8 protein-coding genes are annotated in these 15,377 nt (G+C 73.0%); 3 read left to right on the top strand and 5 right to left on the bottom strand.

The window, feature by feature from the left end; all coding sequences use genetic code 11:
* Nucleotides 1-111: 111 nt before the first annotated feature.
* From ACFWPQ_RS44275 to ACFWPQ_RS44265, 3 genes are all read right to left on the bottom strand, one after another.
* Entirely contained in the window at nucleotides 112-4,506 is a 4,395-nt protein-coding gene (locus ACFWPQ_RS44275) for an FtsK/SpoIIIE domain-containing protein (RefSeq protein WP_384048582.1), read from the bottom strand.
* Nucleotides 4,507-4,593: 87 nt separating this feature from the next.
* Complete coding sequence (locus tag ACFWPQ_RS44270; protein WP_384048576.1) at nucleotides 4,594-4,887, bottom strand: WXG100 family type VII secretion target; 294 nt, start codon at nucleotides 4,885-4,887, stop codon at nucleotides 4,594-4,596.
* A 106-nt stretch (nucleotides 4,888-4,993) separates the two neighbouring features.
* On the bottom strand, nucleotides 4,994-6,886 hold the full coding sequence (locus ACFWPQ_RS44265) for a putative T7SS-secreted protein (RefSeq protein WP_384048573.1): 1,893 nt from the start codon (nucleotides 6,884-6,886) through the stop codon (nucleotides 4,994-4,996).
* Nucleotides 6,887-7,039: 153 nt separating this feature from the next.
* On the opposite strand from ACFWPQ_RS44265, the gene ACFWPQ_RS44260 reads away from it, so the two are divergent.
* Entirely contained in the window at nucleotides 7,040-8,470 is a 1,431-nt protein-coding gene (locus ACFWPQ_RS44260; protein ID WP_384048570.1) for a hypothetical protein, read from the top strand.
* Here the strand turns inward: ACFWPQ_RS44260 and ACFWPQ_RS44255 are convergent.
* Both ACFWPQ_RS44255 and ACFWPQ_RS44250 read right to left on the bottom strand, forming a co-directional pair.
* Nucleotides 8,454-8,993 (bottom strand): sigma-70 family RNA polymerase sigma factor, encoded by a 540-nt coding sequence (locus tag ACFWPQ_RS44255; RefSeq protein ID WP_384048567.1) that lies wholly within the window; start codon nucleotides 8,991-8,993, stop codon nucleotides 8,454-8,456. The genes ACFWPQ_RS44260 and ACFWPQ_RS44255 overlap by 17 nt on opposite strands.
* A gap of 108 nt (nucleotides 8,994-9,101) precedes the next feature.
* Complete coding sequence (locus ACFWPQ_RS44250) at nucleotides 9,102-11,978, bottom strand: BTAD domain-containing putative transcriptional regulator (RefSeq protein ID WP_384048564.1); 2,877 nt, start codon at nucleotides 11,976-11,978, stop codon at nucleotides 9,102-9,104.
* A gap of 580 nt (nucleotides 11,979-12,558) precedes the next feature.
* Here ACFWPQ_RS44250 and ACFWPQ_RS44245 point away from each other — a divergent pair.
* Together ACFWPQ_RS44245 and ACFWPQ_RS44240 are read left to right on the top strand one after the other, a co-directional pair.
* Nucleotides 12,559-13,938: a hypothetical protein gene (locus ACFWPQ_RS44245; RefSeq protein ID WP_384048561.1), complete on the top strand. Its 1,380-nt coding sequence runs from the start codon at nucleotides 12,559-12,561 to the stop codon at nucleotides 13,936-13,938.
* A 61-nt stretch (nucleotides 13,939-13,999) separates the two neighbouring features.
* Entirely contained in the window at nucleotides 14,000-15,376 is a 1,377-nt protein-coding gene (locus ACFWPQ_RS44240; protein ID WP_384048558.1) for an alpha/beta hydrolase-fold protein, read from the top strand.
* The last annotated feature ends 1 nt before the right edge of the window (nucleotide 15,377 follow it).

The following is a 15,377-nucleotide window of genomic DNA, read 5'->3' as shown; positions in this document are numbered from 1 at the left end:
CCCACGGTCCGGCCGCCCTTCGCCCTTCCGCAGGACCCGCCGCTCGGCCGGCCCTGCGGGCAGGGGGAGGCGCGCCCCCAGACGGGGGAAGCGGGGGCGCGCCTCCCGGCTTCAGAGGTCCCCTGCGAGCGCCTCCAGGAACGGCACCTGGACCGTCCGCAGCGTTCCGTCGCCCAGGTGCAGCAGACCCCGGCCCGGCTGCGGCGCCTGTCCGACGACGCCCCGGGTCAGCTTGACGCCGATGACCTCGCCGTCGCTCAGCCCCTGCGGGGAGAGCAGCATGCCGGTGCGGTTCCGCTTCACCTGGCCCATCCAGCCGGCCAGGCTCAGCGCCAGCGACTCGGCGTTGCCTGCCGCGAGGACGCCCCAGCCGGTGCCGGCCCCGCCGCGGGCGAGCAGCGCGAGGTCGGGGTCGATCTCGGCGCCCATGAAGAGTTCGGCGTCGTCCACGACGATCACACCCTGCTCCTCGGGCACGTTGCCGAGCGCCTGCCGGAACTCCTGTGCCGTCACCTCCGCGTCGGTGATGAGGGCGGCCACGCCGGGCCGTCCCCGCAGCTGCCGCAGGGGCGAGCGCCGGGGTGCGAGCACGATGAGGCCGGCGCCGGCGGCCAGCAGGGACTCCGCCGCGGTGAGCAGGGCGGTGCTGCGGCCGGTGCGCGGCGGCCCGGCGATCACGAACGTCGGCACGTCCGCCAGGTCCGGGGAGAGCGAGGTGAGCGTGTCGCCGCCGACTGCCACCAGGGGCCGCATGGGGCCGCCCTGGGTGTGCAGGGCGAGGGCCTCGGCGTACGTGATCTGGTCGGGGAGCACGTCGAGGCGGATCGGGCGGCGTGCGGCGGGGACCGGGGCCTCGCGTTCGGTCAGCTCCCGGCCGAGGGCGGCCAGGACCTCGGCCTGGGCGGTGCCGGACAGGTCCTCGCCGAGCACCGCGATCTGCGCCTCGCTGAGGTCCTGGGTGCGGATGCCGCGCCCCGGTGCGGGGTCGGTCGGCGCGGACTTGCTGGGGATGCCCACGCTGGAGTAGTCCTGCCGGTCGTTGAGCCTGAGGACGATCTTGTCCTCGGTGGTGCCGGAGAACCTGCTGCTGCCGAGCACCCGGTCACCGGCGAGGACGACGTGGATGCCGACGCCCGCGCCGTCGCGCAGCAGCCGGATCATGCGCTCCATGTAGCTGCCGTTGTCGTACTGGGTGAACTCGCGCTCGAAGACCTCGAACCGGTCGACCATCAGCACGATGTGGGCGAGCCGTTCCCCGGCGGGCTGGGCCCTGCGCAGCTCGGTCAGGTCGGCCGTGCCCCGGGCGCCCAGGATGCTCTGGCGGGCGCTGAGTTCGGCGCCGAGGCGGTCCAGGAGGCGGCCGAGGCGCTCGGTCTGGTTGCGGTCGACGACGGCACCGCAGTGCGGCAGCGCCGTCAGGGCGTTGAGCGCGCCGTTGCCGCAGTCGATGCCGTACAGGTGGACGTCGTCGGCGCCGTGGGCCTGGGCGAGGGCGGCGGCCAGGGTGCGCAGGGTCTGGGAGCGGCCGCTGCGGGGCGAGCCGACGATGTGCAGGTGGCCGGCCCGGTCGAGGTCGAGGAGCAGGGCGACTCGGCTCTGCTGGGCGGGCAGGTCGACCACGCCGTACTCCACGGCGGGCAGGGCCGCTTTCCGCTCGGCGGTGGCCTTGGGCGCGGGCGGCGGGGTCCACGGGAGCAGGGCGGGCAGCGGCGGCAACCAGGGGCTGGGCTGGCGGGGTACCTCGGCGAGCCGGGCCGCCTGGGCGACGGCTCCGGCGAGGACGGCCAGGTCGGTGACGGCCTCGGTCCGGTCCGCGCCCGAGCCGCCCCGGGAGCGGGCGGCGGGCACCGGGCCGCCGAGGTTCTGCCAGGTCACCGTCTCCGCTCGGACGGACACCTCGGTTCCCACAGCGGCCTGACCGCCCGGGCGCCGGCCGCCCACGCGGCCGGACTGGAACGGCAGCAGGGCCGAAGGACCGAGCCGGGCGTAGGCGCGGCCCGGGTTGGCGGGCGAGATGTCCCCGGAGTCGGGGGCGTCGATGATGTCGCGGCTCTCGCTGGTGTCGGTGGTGCGCAGCGCGATCCGCAGGTTGGTGTTGGCGCGGATGTCCGGGGTGACCGCGCCGCCGGGGCGCTGGGTGGCCAGCACCAGGTGGATGCCGAGCGAGCGGCCGCGCTGCGCGATGTTCACCAGACCGGAGATGAACTCGGGCAGTTCCCGGGCCATGGACGCGAACTCGTCGATGACCAGCAGCAGTCGGGGCAGCGGGGGCAGCACGTTGCCGCCGCGGGCGCGCTTGTCGAGGTAGTCCTCGATGTCCTTGGCGGCGGCCTGCGCCAACTGGGTCTCGCGGCGGCGCAGTTCGGCGCCGAGGGAGACCAGGGCCCGCTCCACGAGCCGGGTGTCGAGGTCGGTGACCAGGCCGACGGTGTGCGGCAGGTCGGCGCACTCGGCGAAGGCGCTGCCGCCCTTGTAGTCGACGAGCACGAACGTCATCTCGTCGGGCCGGTTGACCACGGCGAGAGTGGCGACCAGGGTCTGCAGCAGCTCGGACTTGCCGGAGCCGGTGGTGCCGGCGATCAGTGCGTGGGGGCCGTCGCGGACCAGGTCGACGGCGAACTCGCCGTCGTACCCGATGCCGAGCAGGGCGCGGGTGCTGCGGCCGCCCAGCGACCAGCCGGCCACCACGGCCTCCGCGGTGGGCGGTTCGATGTGCAGTAGGTCCAGCAGGCGTACGGCGCCGGGCAGGGCGCTCTCGTCGCTGTCGCCGACGCCGCGCAGCGGGGCCAGGGCGCGGGCGAAGTGCTCGTACCAGTCGGCCTCCGGCGAGTCGCTGCGGACGTTCTCCAGCGCGGCGCCGGAGCCGGTGCGTACCCGGGACGTGGTGGCGCCCGGGTCGGTGACGACGACGGCGCCGCACTCCTCGGGCAGCAGCCGCTCCTCGCGGTCGATGCAGATCGTGTGGACGCCCACGGACGGGCCGTCCCGCAGCAGCGCGATCACGCCCGGCAACGAGCGGGCCCGGCGGGCCTGTTCGAGGACGACGAGGACGTCGGGGTAGCCGTTGGCCCCGCCGCGGACGACGTCGGGGCCCGCGGCCGTGCGGGAGGCGACGAGCTGGCCGAGTTCGCCGATGCGCCGGGCCAGGGAGTCGGCGGTGGAGCCGATCAGGGCGTAGGCGTCCTCGCCCTGGGCCTGGGTGTGGGGCAGCCAGCGGGTCCAGGACCACTCGCGTTCGCCGTCCGGTCCGGCGAGGACGACGATGCGCAGGTCGGTGGGGCTGTGCAGGGCGGCGGCCTGGGCGGTCAGCCAGCCGGCCAGCCGGGTCGCGCCCGGTCCCGCCACGCCCGCGACACCGGCCCGGCGCAGCGCCACGGAGACCGGCACCTGGTTCAGCCACGGCACGGTGGAGCGCCGGTGCTCGTCCTGCTCGGGGTCGTCGACGCTCACCGACGAGGGCAGGTCGGTGGTGCCGACCCGTACGGTGAGGAAGTCGGGGTCCTGCCAACGGCGTTCCCACAGCCGTTCCGAGGGCTGCACCGCCATCTGGAGCAGGGTCGCCGGATCGGGCAGCGACAGCCGCAGGTTGTGCTGTTCCTCCAGTACGGCGGCGTCGATGTCCGCGCGCACCCGGGCCAGCGCCTGGTCGTACTCCTCCTTCTTCTCCAGGTACTTGAGCATCGCCTGCTTGCGGCCGCCGAACTGGGTGACCAGGGCGGCGATCGGGGAGAGCAGGGCGATGAAGACGAAGGACCAGCGGTGGGTGACGAAGATGGCGATCGCGGCGCTGCCGGCGGGCAGCAGCAGGATCGGCAGCAGCGGGATGGGCCGCTTGTCGGGCTTGACCGGCGGGGTGGGCAGCCGGAACTTGGCGCCCGCGGCGGGCGGCAGGAACCTCGGCGGCCGGTTGAACTCCAGGCCGAGACCGTCCTGGGCCGGGGTCAGCGGGGCGCGGGCCGTCGGGCGTGAGGTCAGCTCCAGCAGGGTGTCGCCGACGGCGAGCTGGCTGCCCTCCCGCCACGGGCCGGGGTCCTGCGCGGGCTTGCCGTCGAGCAACGCCCCGTCCGTCATGAGGAGTTCGGCACCCCCGTCGAGGCGGACCCGGATCCGGGCCGCGAGCGGCGGGGCGCCGTCGGCGAGGCGGATCCGGCACTGGGGGCCGCTGCCGATGTCGTAGTCGCCGGGGACCAGCCGGAAGACGGTTCCGGCGCCCGGTCCCGACACCAGGCGGACCTCGGTACGGCCCTCGGGCTCGGGCTCCCGGGGAAGGGGAGCCCCGAGCCCGAGGTCCATGCCGTCCCGGACACCGGCGCCCTGGAGGGTGGTGTCCGGGTCGACGGGGGTCGAGCCGATGTAGAGGGACGGCTCCCCCGCGGCCGCATCGGCATACCCGACGGCCCGGGCCAGCTCGGCCGCGAACCTGCCCGTCTGCGCGGACGGTTCGGTTTCCACGGCGACGGTGGCGGACACCCCCTCGACCTGCGGGTCACGCACGCTGACGGTCAATCGCACTGCTCATCGTCCTTCTCGTGTGGAGCTCGGGTGGAGGTGGGTACGGCACCGCCCGCCGTGGCGGCGAGCCGGGCCGGTGGGTCAGGAGAGGTTGGAGCCGAGCTGGCTGTCGGTCTGGTCGAAGGCCTCGCCGACGGACTTCACGTACTGGCCGATCCCCTGCAGGCCCTGGTTGACCTGGTCGAACCCCTTGGCGAACTCGTCGAAGAACGGCGAGAACTTCTGCTGGGCGGCCGGCGTGGTGTAGCCGTCGGCGAGCAGGTTGGAGATCTTGCCCTTGACCTCGTTGAGCTTGTCCTGGAGCTGGGAGAAGTCGTTGAGCAGGGCCTGCGAGGTGGAGGCGGTGGTGTCCGAGTTGACGCTGTAGTTGGGCATGGGAGAGCTCCTTGCTGGTTGTCGGTGCGATCCGTCCCTTCGGGGACGGAGGACTGGGTGCGGGTGCGCGGACGGCGGGGGACGGCCGGCGGCCGTTGCCGCCGTCCTACCCCTCGGTGGGGCTCGTCGGCGCGGTGACGAATCCGTCGCTCGACGGGGACGACGGCTCGCTGCCGGAGTTCGACTGCGAGTCGGAGGTGCTGACCGGTGGGACGGCGGGCCGGCCCGGGGAGCCGGCGCCGTCCGAGGAGGTGGGAGCGGGCGGCGGCACGGCGGGGGCGTGCGGGGTGGTCGGGGAGGGCGGCAGGGGTACGTTCGCCGGTTCCACCGGGGTCGGGGTGGCCGGACGCGGACTCGTCGGCGACGGCGGGATGGGCACGTTCGCCGGATCCACCGGGGTCGGGGTGACGGGGCGCGGGCTGGTGGGCGACGGCGGGATGGGCACGTTCGCGGGATCCACCGGAGCCGGCGTCGCCGGGTGCGCCGCTGCCGGTGTGTCCACCGGGGCCGGGGGCGTCGGCTGCGCGACCGGGGCCGGGGCGGCGGGGGGTGTGTTCGGCGCGCCGGTCGAGGGCCTGGGGCTGGTCTTGACGGGGATCTTGTCCGTGAGGCCGTCGATCGCGCGCCCGAGGCCCGCCTTGCCGACCGGCCCGGCGCCGAGCTTCGGCGCGGAGTTGGCGATCTCACCGGCCGCGACCTCGTTGGGGTCACCGCCCTGGGCGACGCCCACGCCGATCTTCGTCCCGAGGGTGGCACCCTCCTCGACGAAGCCCCCGACCTGGTCGGCGGCCCGCTTGCCCACGGTGTCCCCGGCCGCGGGTTCCGTGGTGTCGCCGAACCGGCCGCCCTTGCCCTCCTCGACCGGAGGGTTCCCGCGCCTCTTCCCGATACTGCCGATGCCTCCCTTGAAGGCGGCCCCGGCCACCGCCCCGGCCGCGGCCCCCGCGAACACACCGGCGGCCGTGATCTTGTCGCCGTTGGCCGCCTTGGCAGCCGCCTCCAGCGCCGAGTTGGTCAGGAAGTTGCCGGTGATCTCCGCACCCACCTTGCCGACGGGGTTGGCGAGGACACCGCTCACGATCTTGCTGTTGGTGAGGGACTCACCGATCTTGGTGAAGGACGCGCTGCTCTTGGCGATGAAACCGGAGTTCTTCACGGCGGCCACGGCGGCGGGAGCGATCGCCTCGACGGCCCTGCCGCCGAACTTGAGCAGGGCGCCGCCGGGGACGATCCCGAGCAGGCCGACGACGAAGTCACCGGCCTTGATACCGCCGGTCTGACTGGCGATGACTTGGTTGAAGACGAACAACGCCCCGCCGAGCAGCGCGCCGACCACGGGGAAGAACACCGCCACGACGGCGACGAGGGCGGCCAGCAGGATCTGGACGAACGGGAAGTCCTTGAAGAAGTCGGCGATCTTCTGGAAGATGTTCCGCTCCGGAATCGCCTCCTGCGCCGCCCGGTCCAGCACATCGGCGCACTGGCGCTGCGCGCTCTCCCGCATCGACCTGGCCTGTTCCGCCAGGCTCTTGGCCGCGTTCAGCTGCGACCTGCCGGCGTCGATGGCGTCCTGGGTGCTGCGCGCCGCGGACTTCTCCGCGTCCGTCGGGTTCGGGCCGAGTTCCTTGGGCGTCTGGTTCGCCTGGGGCGCGGCGGTCCGCGCCTGGTCCACCGCCCGGTCGAAGGTGTCCTGGGCCTCGCGCAGCCGCGGCATGTAGTCGCTGTAGGCCTGGGCCGCGTCGTGGTAGGAGTTCATGGTCTTGGTCAGCTTGTCCGGGAGATCGTCGCCGATCTTCTCCTTCAGCTGGTCCATCGCCGAACCACGGCCCTGCGAGATCGTGCCGTCCTTCTTCAGGACGTTCAGCGCCTTCTCCGCGGCGTCCCCGATGTCCCGGTACCGCTTCATCACACCCTGGATCAGGTCGGGGTCGCCGGGCGTCGGGTCCGAGTCCATGCCAACGAGCTGGAAGTCCTCGGGACTCGCGTGCCGACGTGCCATTGGGGTCCCCCGGTCCGGTGCCAGTTGGTGGTGTTCGCCAGGTACACGGGGTCGGCGTCGCGAAGGGTTCAAAACGAGTTCGCATCGAACGTTTTCACCGGGCGGCTCCGTGTAGTCGGTGCAACGGAACCAGGAAGGGCATGGGTGGACACGATGAGCAGCAGCGCGGACCGGGGATCGGGGCGCAGGGCGCCGACCCCCGCGGTACGGACACTCCTGCGTGCCCTGGTGGCACTGCTGGCGGCGTGCCTCGTGGCGCTGGGCGGGACCGGCTCCGCGCACGCGGCGGGGTCCGACGACGGCCTGATCAAGGTGTTCGTGGTGCCCGATCCGGCGCAGAGCGGCGGGCAGCTCGCCACCCTGCAGTCGATCGCCGCCGACACGCTGGGCGACGCCTCGCGGTCCGGTGAGATCTTCGACCTCAACCGCGGTCAGGCGCAGAAGGACGGCGGGGCCCTGAACAGCCCGGACGACCAGCTGCACCCGGGCTGGATCCTGCGGCTTCCCGAGGACGCCTCGGGATCCGGCGTCCAACTGGCCCGGGACACCGGGAACCAGGGCGCGACCTCGGCTCCCCCGGCCTCGGGACAGCAGACGTCCGCGCCGGGCGCACAGCAGTCCGCGACGTTCACCTTTCCGCTGGCCGCGGCCGTGGCAGTGCTCGGCACGATCCTCCTCGCCCTGATCACCGCCGGCATCGTCGGCCGGCGCAAGGTACGGATCGCGTACGGCGCCGTACGGCGCGCCGTCCGCCGGCTCGGCGAGCCGATGCGGCGCAGGCGCCGGCTGATGCAGCGCCAGGCGACGGGCCGCCGGTTCGCCACCGACGCCGACGCGGTGCGACGCGCCTACGGCACCCTCGGCGAGTTCGCGCCCACCCGGCAGCGGCCGGAGCGGCCGGTGCACGCTGTGCGCGTCGACGGCACCGGTGTGACGGTGTGGCTGGCGGCCGCCGACACGGCCGACGCCCCGTGGACGAACGTCGACGGCACCCGCTGGCGCCGCCCGGCGGCCGCCACCGGCTGGCTGAACCGCGGCGAGGACACCGCCGCGACGGCACAGAACTCGATCGGCTCCGCCTGCCTGGTGCGCGCCGGCACGGACGCCGACGGCGAGCCGGTGTTCGTGGACCTCAGCCGGCTGGACGGCGTCCTCAGTGTGAGCGGTGATCAGATCGTCGCCCGGGACGTCGTGCAGAACGTGCTGGCGGAGATCGCGCGGACCCGCCCGGAGACTCCGGTGACCGTGCTGCGCGGGGCGGACGGTGCCCTGGCGCTGACCGTGCCGCCGGGTCTTCGGCAGCTTCCCCGGGTCGACGCGCCCGCTCCGGTCGTACCCGTGGAGGAGCACGGGACGGTGCGTGCCGGAGCGGCGCGCAGGCCGGTGCGGGGTCTGGTCGTGGTGGCCGGGACGCCGGGCGAGGCTGCGGCCGCCGAGCTGGCCGCCCTGTGCGGACCGGGCGGCGCGGGCTGGACCGGGCTGGTGTGCGGCGAGGCCGCCGGCGCGCACTGGCGCTGGCGGACCGACGCGGACGGCCATGTCGACATCCCGGTGCTGGATGTCCGGCTCACCGTTCCGGCCTGAGCTCCTGACCGGCCTTGGCGCGCAGGGTGTTGAGGGCGTAGTGCCGCCGGGACTTGACGGTTCCGGCGGGTATGCCGAGGAAGCGGGCCGTCTCCTGCGCGGTCCGGCCGCACAGGTAGGTGTGCAGGAGGACCTCCCGGTGCTCGGGGGACAGCTGTCGCAGCAGGTCGGTCGCCTCGACCGCGGCCAGTACGGCGCCGGAGTGGTCGGGCAGGGGCACGTCCCGGTCGTCCGCGCCGATCGTCTCGTGCCGGGCGGTGGCACTGCGCATCCGGTCGACGACCAGGTTGCGGGTGACCTTGAGGAGCCAGCCCCGCACCGATCCCTCGGTGCTGTAGAGGCGTTCCGCGTGCGGCCAGGCGCGGATGAGGGCCTCCTGGACGATGTCCTCGGCCGTGTGACGGTCGTTCAGCAGCTTCTCGGCATAGGCGATCAGCGCCTTGGCGTGGTCGGACATCATGGTGTGCAGCAGCTGGTCGCGACGCGCGGCCGAGGCAGCGGCCGCGTGCGTGCTCGTGGTCATCTTCGAGTTCCTGACGGGGAATGCGGTACGCACCTCCCGCTCCGGACGGAGCGGAGCGGGGAGCGTAGGCAGGGCCCGCTTCCGGAACTCTGAAGGATTACTGACGGATCACTGACGTGGGGCCGGACCGGATGCGGCGAGGCCCTTCAGCCGCTCGCGGAGGTCCGTGGCCTCCGGGTGGTCGAACTCCTCCAGGATGCCCAGCGCTTCGCGCCAGGCGAGCGCGGCCCGCACGTCGTCGCCGGCCGCGTGGTGGGTGTCGCCGATGTGCACCAGCGTGTCGGCCTCCAGATAGCGGTCGCGGATCTCCCGGTACAGCTCCAGCCCGTGCCGGTAGCACTCCAGCGCACGGTCGTGCTGGTCCAGGTGGTGGTGGGCGTAGCCGAGGCTGTCCCAGGCGGCGGCCTCACCGTTGCGGTCGCCCGTCTCCCGGTGGCCCCGGAGGGCCCGGCCGCACTCCTCCAGGGCGTCCTCGTACTTGCCCATCAGGATGTACGTCCAACCGACCTCGTTGGCGATCATCGCCTCGGCGCCGCGCAGTCCGGCCTCCCGGTAGAGGGCGCTCGCCCGGTCGTAGTGGTCCAGGGCCGCCGCGTGACGTCCCCGCCGGTTGGCGAGGAAGGCGGCGTAGCGGTGGGTCCTGCCCTGACCGGCCCGGTCGCCTATCTCGCCGAACAGCTCAAGGGCGCGCGACAGATGCGCGTCGGCCTCGTCCCACCGCTCGAGACGGCCGCTGACGAAGCCGAGCGCCCGGTGCCCGTACGCCTGGCCGCGGATGTCTCCCAGGCGTTGGGCGGCGCCGACGGCCGTGGTCTGTGCGCCGAGTTGTTCCTCCCAGCGTCCGATGCGGTCCAGGTACAGCTCCAGGGTGGCGGCCAGCTGCCAGCTGTGTTCGCCGCGGCCGTGCCGGGTGTCCTGCTCGATCACCGCGAGCAGGACGGACCGGTTGGTCCCCAGCCAGTGGTCCGCGGCTGCCGGGTCGGGCAGCCGCGGGACGGTCACCCCGGGCGCGTGGGGCCGTAGCCGGATGCGTTCCCGGCTGGGTGCGAGGACGCTGTCGGCCGTGTGCGCGCTGTGCAGGTAGTGGTCGAGCATGCGGCGCCTGGCGGCGGTCAGCTCCTGCTCCGTCTCCTGAGTCGGGGCCAGTTCGCCGGCGTAGGCGCGCAATAGCTCGTGGCAGCCGTAGCGGCCCGGCACGGGCTCCGAGATCAGGTGGGCGCGGGCCAGCTCCGCGAGCAGCGGCCGGACCTGGCCGACCCGCTGCCCGGCCAGGCTGGCGACGGCGGCCGGCGCGCAGTCGAGGCCCGGATGCAGGGCGAGCAGGCGGAACACGCGGGCGGCCGCGGGGGTGAGGAGCTGATACGACCAGGAGAACGCGCTGCGTGCGTCCGCGGCCGGGGCCTCGCCGGAGAAGGCGTCGAGGCTCTCCTCGCTCTCGTGCAGTTCGGCGGCGACGGACGCGAGCGGGAACGTCGGGTTCACGACCGCGCGGGCGCTGACGACGGCCAGCGCCAACGGAAGCCGTCCGCACAGGGCGATGATCTCCGCGACGGCGGCGGGTTCCCGCGCGACCCGTTCGGCACCGAGCCGGCAGGTCAGGAACGCGTGCGCGTCCGCCTCGCTGAGCACGTCCAGGCTCAGCGAGTGCGCTCCCTCGCCGGCCACCAGGCCGTAGAGCTGGTTGCGGCTGGTGACGACGACCATGGAGCCGGGCGTGCCGGGCAGCAGGGACCGGACGTGCTCGGTGTCGCGCGCGTTGTCCAGGACGACGAGGACCCGCCGGTCGGCGAGAAGGCTGCGGTAGAGGGCGGCCTGGGCGTCCAGACCGGCGGGGATGCGCTGGGCGGGGATGCCGAACGCGTCGAGGAAGGACCGTATCGCCTCCGCCGTGCTCATGACCGAGCCGGTCGGGTGGAAGCCACGCAGGTTGACGTAGAGCTGGCCGTCGGGGAACCGGCCGGCGACGCTGTGCGCCCAGTGCACCGCGAGGGTGGTCTTGCCGACGCCGGCCATGCCGCCGATGACGCTGATCACCACCGCCGACGCCGGTTCGTCGGTCCCGGGCAGCAGCGCCTGGACACGGGCGAGTTCCTCACGTCGGCCGGTGAAGGCGGCCAGGTCCGCGGGGAGTTGGGCGGGGCGCACGGTGGGGACGGCTTCCGGCTGGGCCGCCTCGGCATCGGCCTTCCCTCCCTGGCCCGCACCGGACTCGGCCGGCCGGGAGCCCGCGGACCGGGTGGGGGTACGGCCGAGGACGCGCTGTTGGGCGGCCTGGAGTTCGGGGCCCGGCTGTACGCCCAGTTCGTCGGCGAGTCGGGTGCGTACGATCCGGTGGACGTCGAGGGCTTCGGCCTGGTGGCCGGTGGCGGCGAGCACCAGGATCAGCCTGGCCTGCAGTCCTTCGTCGAGGGGGTGCTGGGCGGCGGCCTGCCGGAGCGTCACCAGAACCCGTGCGCCGAGGCCTCCGCCGGCCTCGAGGGCCAGTTCGGCGGCCTCCTTGACGGCGGCGAGATGCTCGTCGTCGAGTGCGGTGAAGGCAGGGTGGGATCGCACCTCGGGCGCGATGCCGGAGGCCGCGGGCCCGCGCCACAGCGCCAGTGCCTCTATCAACAGCTCGGTGGCGGTGGCCGGTCGGCCGTCCTGCGCCGCCTGGTCCGCCTGTTTCCGCAACGCCCGGAAGCGGAGCAGGTCGAGGGAGTCGGCGTCGACCTCGAGGCGGTACCCGCCCGAGCCCCGCACCAGCCGGCGGGATTCGCCCCTGGCCGGGAGGTCGGGTTCGAGCAGCCGGCGCAGTGCTCCGATGTGCCGCTGGACGACGTTGACGGCGCTGTCCGGCGGATCCTCGCCCCACAGGGCGTCGACGATCTCGTGGACGGCGACCGGATGCCCCGCCTCGGTCAGCAGCAGCGCGAGCAACGCGCGCTCCTTCGGCGGACCCAGCACCAGTTCCGTACCGCCGCGCCAGGCCCGGACAGGTCCGAGCACGGCGAATCGTGTTTGCACCGGGTCCCCTGTACCGACTGTGACGACATGCGAGGCCGACGCGTCCGCCCCCCGGGGGACGCGCGGCTTCGCACGAGCATAAAGTCCCTGCGCCCGTGCCGACGCATGGTTCCGTCGCCCCGGAGCGTCGCACGCGCCGAACCGGCCACGCCGCGCGGAGCACCCGCCGATCCGGCGCCCTCGGCTGCCAGGTCCGTCTCCTGCACGTCGAATTCGCCACCGCCCATATACCCCTCATAAACTTTCCCCGAGAGCCGTTCCGGCCAAAGAACGTGAAATCACAGGCCGATCACAGACACTCAGGAATTCGACAGGAATTGAATTTTCGCGCGACATGCTGGGGCGATGGCATGCTGCCGTCGCGTGCAACCATAGGTTCCGCGTTATCGCCGTTGACGGCCCGTTACACCGATGCAACGATCACGGCGCGCCGAAACGGCATTCCCGTCTCCCATTTCTCCCGGCGCCTCAATTACTCGACGAGAACACCCGGACAATCGCCCGTGATTTCCAGGGAGGCCGAATACGGGCGGTCAGTTGTTCCCGCTGGAAGGAGCGAACCTTGACGCCGATCAACGAGGATCCCGCGGTGCGGCCGGGCGGCCGGCTGCACCGGCGGGCGTTTCTGAACGGCTCCGTCGCCGCCACAGTGGCGGCCGCGTCGCTCGCGGGCGGCGCGGGCGCGGCCCGGGCATCCGAGGCCGCGCTGAAGGTGGGTGCGGGCCGGGCCGCCATCGGCATCCCCGCCTCCCTGCTGCCACTGGACGGTTTCACCACCGTCCATGACGACCTCTACGTGCGCGTCCTCCTGCTGGAGAACGGCCCGGCCCGCGTCGCCCTCGTGGTGCTGGACCTGACGTCGATCAGCGCCGAGGCGATCGCGCAGATACGGGCGGTCATCGCCAGGACCGCCTCGGTGGCGACCGGCGACATCGTGGTGACGGTGACGCACACCTTCTCCGCCCCGCACGTGCAGGCGAGCACCAGCAGCGCCGGCGCCGCCCAGTACGTGCAGAACATCACCGCGGCCGCCTCGGCCGCGGTGACCGCGGCGGTGCAGGGGCTGCGGCCCGCGCGGGTCGGCCATGCCACCGGCACCTGCGACGTCAACGTCAACCGGGACGTCCACACGGCCGACGGCTGGTGGCTGGGCACCGGCGAGTCGGGGACGTCGGACAAGAGCGTGGGCGTCACCCGTTTCGACGACGCCGACGGCAACCCGATCGCCGTACTCGTGAACTACAGCGTGCAGTCCTCGGTCATGATGGAGTCGGTCATGGCCAACGGGGACCTGCCGGTCAGCGCCGACCTGGCCGGCGCGGCGGTGGAACACGTCGAGAAGCAGTACGGCGGTGACGTCGTCGGGTTCTTCCTGGTCGGCTCCTGCGGCGACCAGTCCCCCGCGTTCAGGTCGAAGCGCTTCACCATCGACAAGGACCGGAACTGGTCCCAGGTCGACGCCCGGGACGCGGGCTGGATCCTGCTGACCGTGCAGGGCGAGCGGCTGGGCACCGAGGCCGTCCGGGTCAGCGAGACCATCAGGACGTCGGGTACGCACGCGGGGGCCGCGCTGCGTCTGCTGACCGACACGGTCTCGGTGAAGACGGTGCCGATGGGGCATCCCACGGCCCCCACCACGTCGTACGACTTCACGCCGACCGGCACCGCCGACGTGCCGGTCTGGGTGCTGCAGGTCGGTGACGGCGTGTTCGTCGGGGTCGAGCCGGAGCTGTCCACCGATACCGCGCTGGGCATCCGGAAGCACTCCCCGTTCCCGCACACCGCGGTCATGTCGATGCTCGAGGGCGGCGCGAAGAACATGGCCGAGGCCCAGAGTTACGCCCGCATCACGTACGAGGCGATGGATTCGGCCTACGCCCAGGGCGCCGCCGAGACGGTCGCGGCCAAGGCCGGCGACCTGCTGCGTACCCTGCGCGGCTGACACACCCCCACACCCCCGAACCCTCACCCCCCCCACCCCCACACCGACAGAGGAGATTGTTTTGGTTACCAGGCGTGCGCTCATAGCCGGTTCCGCCGGGCTCGGTACTGCGGCCTTACTGGGCGGCGCCGCGGTCGCGGCTGCCGCGGGCGAGGACGAGCCGGCGTCGCGGACCCAGCACATCGTCGGCGCGACGGCGATCACCAAGGTGTACGGCGAAGGGCAGAAGCTGATTGCGGTGGCCGTGGAGTACGACCGCGACATCGACGGCTCGTCGCTGTCCACGTCGGCGTTCGCGGTCACCGACCGCACGGTCACCAAGGTCTACGCGAACCGGACCGCCGCGGTCGCCGACCGCGGCGAGGACGGCCGGTACGTCATCGTCGAGCTCTCGCCCGACGACCCGGCCGCCCTGCTGTGGGGCAAGGACGCCGCCGGGGCGTCGAGCAGTCCCGCCCCGAGTCCGTCGGGCAGTTCGGGCGGCGGCACCGGTGGCGGCGGCCCGACGGCCGGCGACACCACTCCGGGCGGCCCGATCGTGCCGGCGAAGGCCACCGTGACCCAGACCGGCGCCATCGCCACCGTACGGGGCAGGAGCTATGCCGCGGACGGCACTCCGGTGGCCACCGGTGCGGTGGTGAGTCCGATCGTCGACGACTTCCGGCAGTTCGTCTTCGAGGACCCGGCGACCGGGCGGTCCCTGAAGTACAACCTCTTCGTTCCGAAGCGCTACGACCCGCGCAAGAAGTACCCGCTGGTGCTGTTCATGCACGACGCCAGCGTCGTGAACGTGGACACCGTCGGCCCTCTGGTCCAGGGACTCGGCGCGGTCTGCTGGGCCAGTCCCGAGGACCAGGCGAGGCACGAGTCGTTCGTGCTCGCGCCCGAGTACGGCGAGGTCGTCATCGACGACAACTATGTGCCGACCTCGCTCTTCGAGACCACCGCCCACCTCGTGGAGGCGGTGACGGAGCAGTACGGCATCGACACCAAGCGGCGTTACACCACCGGGCAGTCGATGGGCGCGATGCTCTCGCTCGGGCTGAACATCCGGTACCCGGACCTCTTCGCGGCCGGTTACATCGTCGCCGGGCAGTGGCCGGACAGCCAGGCCGCGCCGTTGGCCGACAAGAAGCTGTGGATCCTGGTCGCGCAGGACGACACCAAGGCCTTTCCCGGCGAGAACGCCATCACCCAGGTCATCGAGGCGGAGGGCACCAAGGTCGGTACCGCGGTGTGGGACGCGGGCTCCGACGCCGCGCAGTTCGCCGCGGACGTACGCGCCCTGGAGAAGCAGAAGGCGCCCGTGAACTACGCGACCTTCCTGACGGGGACGGTCACCGCGACGACCGGCGCGCTCAACGCGCACACGGGGACCTGGCAGATCGCCTACTCGATCCCCGGCATCCGGGAGTGGCTCATGAAGCAGTCCATGTGAC

The sequence above is a fragment of the Streptomyces sp. NPDC058464 genome (assembly GCF_042721035.1).
Classification (GTDB): Bacteria; Actinomycetota; Actinomycetes; order Streptomycetales; family Streptomycetaceae; genus Streptomyces.
This window is presented reverse-complemented; position numbering and strand designations above follow the sequence as displayed.

Coding starts and splice junctions, on each gene's coding strand:
- ACFWPQ_RS44255 (WP_384048567.1), bottom strand. CDS start 8,993: ATGACCACGAGCACGCACGCGGCCGCTGCCTCGGCCGCGCGTCGCGAC.
- ACFWPQ_RS44270 (WP_384048576.1), bottom strand. CDS start 4,887: ATGCCCAACTACAGCGTCAACTCGGACACCACCGCCTCCACCTCGCAG.
- ACFWPQ_RS44260 (WP_384048570.1), top strand. CDS start 7,040: ATGAGCAGCAGCGCGGACCGGGGATCGGGGCGCAGGGCGCCGACCCCC.
- ACFWPQ_RS44265 (WP_384048573.1), bottom strand. CDS start 6,886: ATGGCACGTCGGCACGCGAGTCCCGAGGACTTCCAGCTCGTTGGCATG.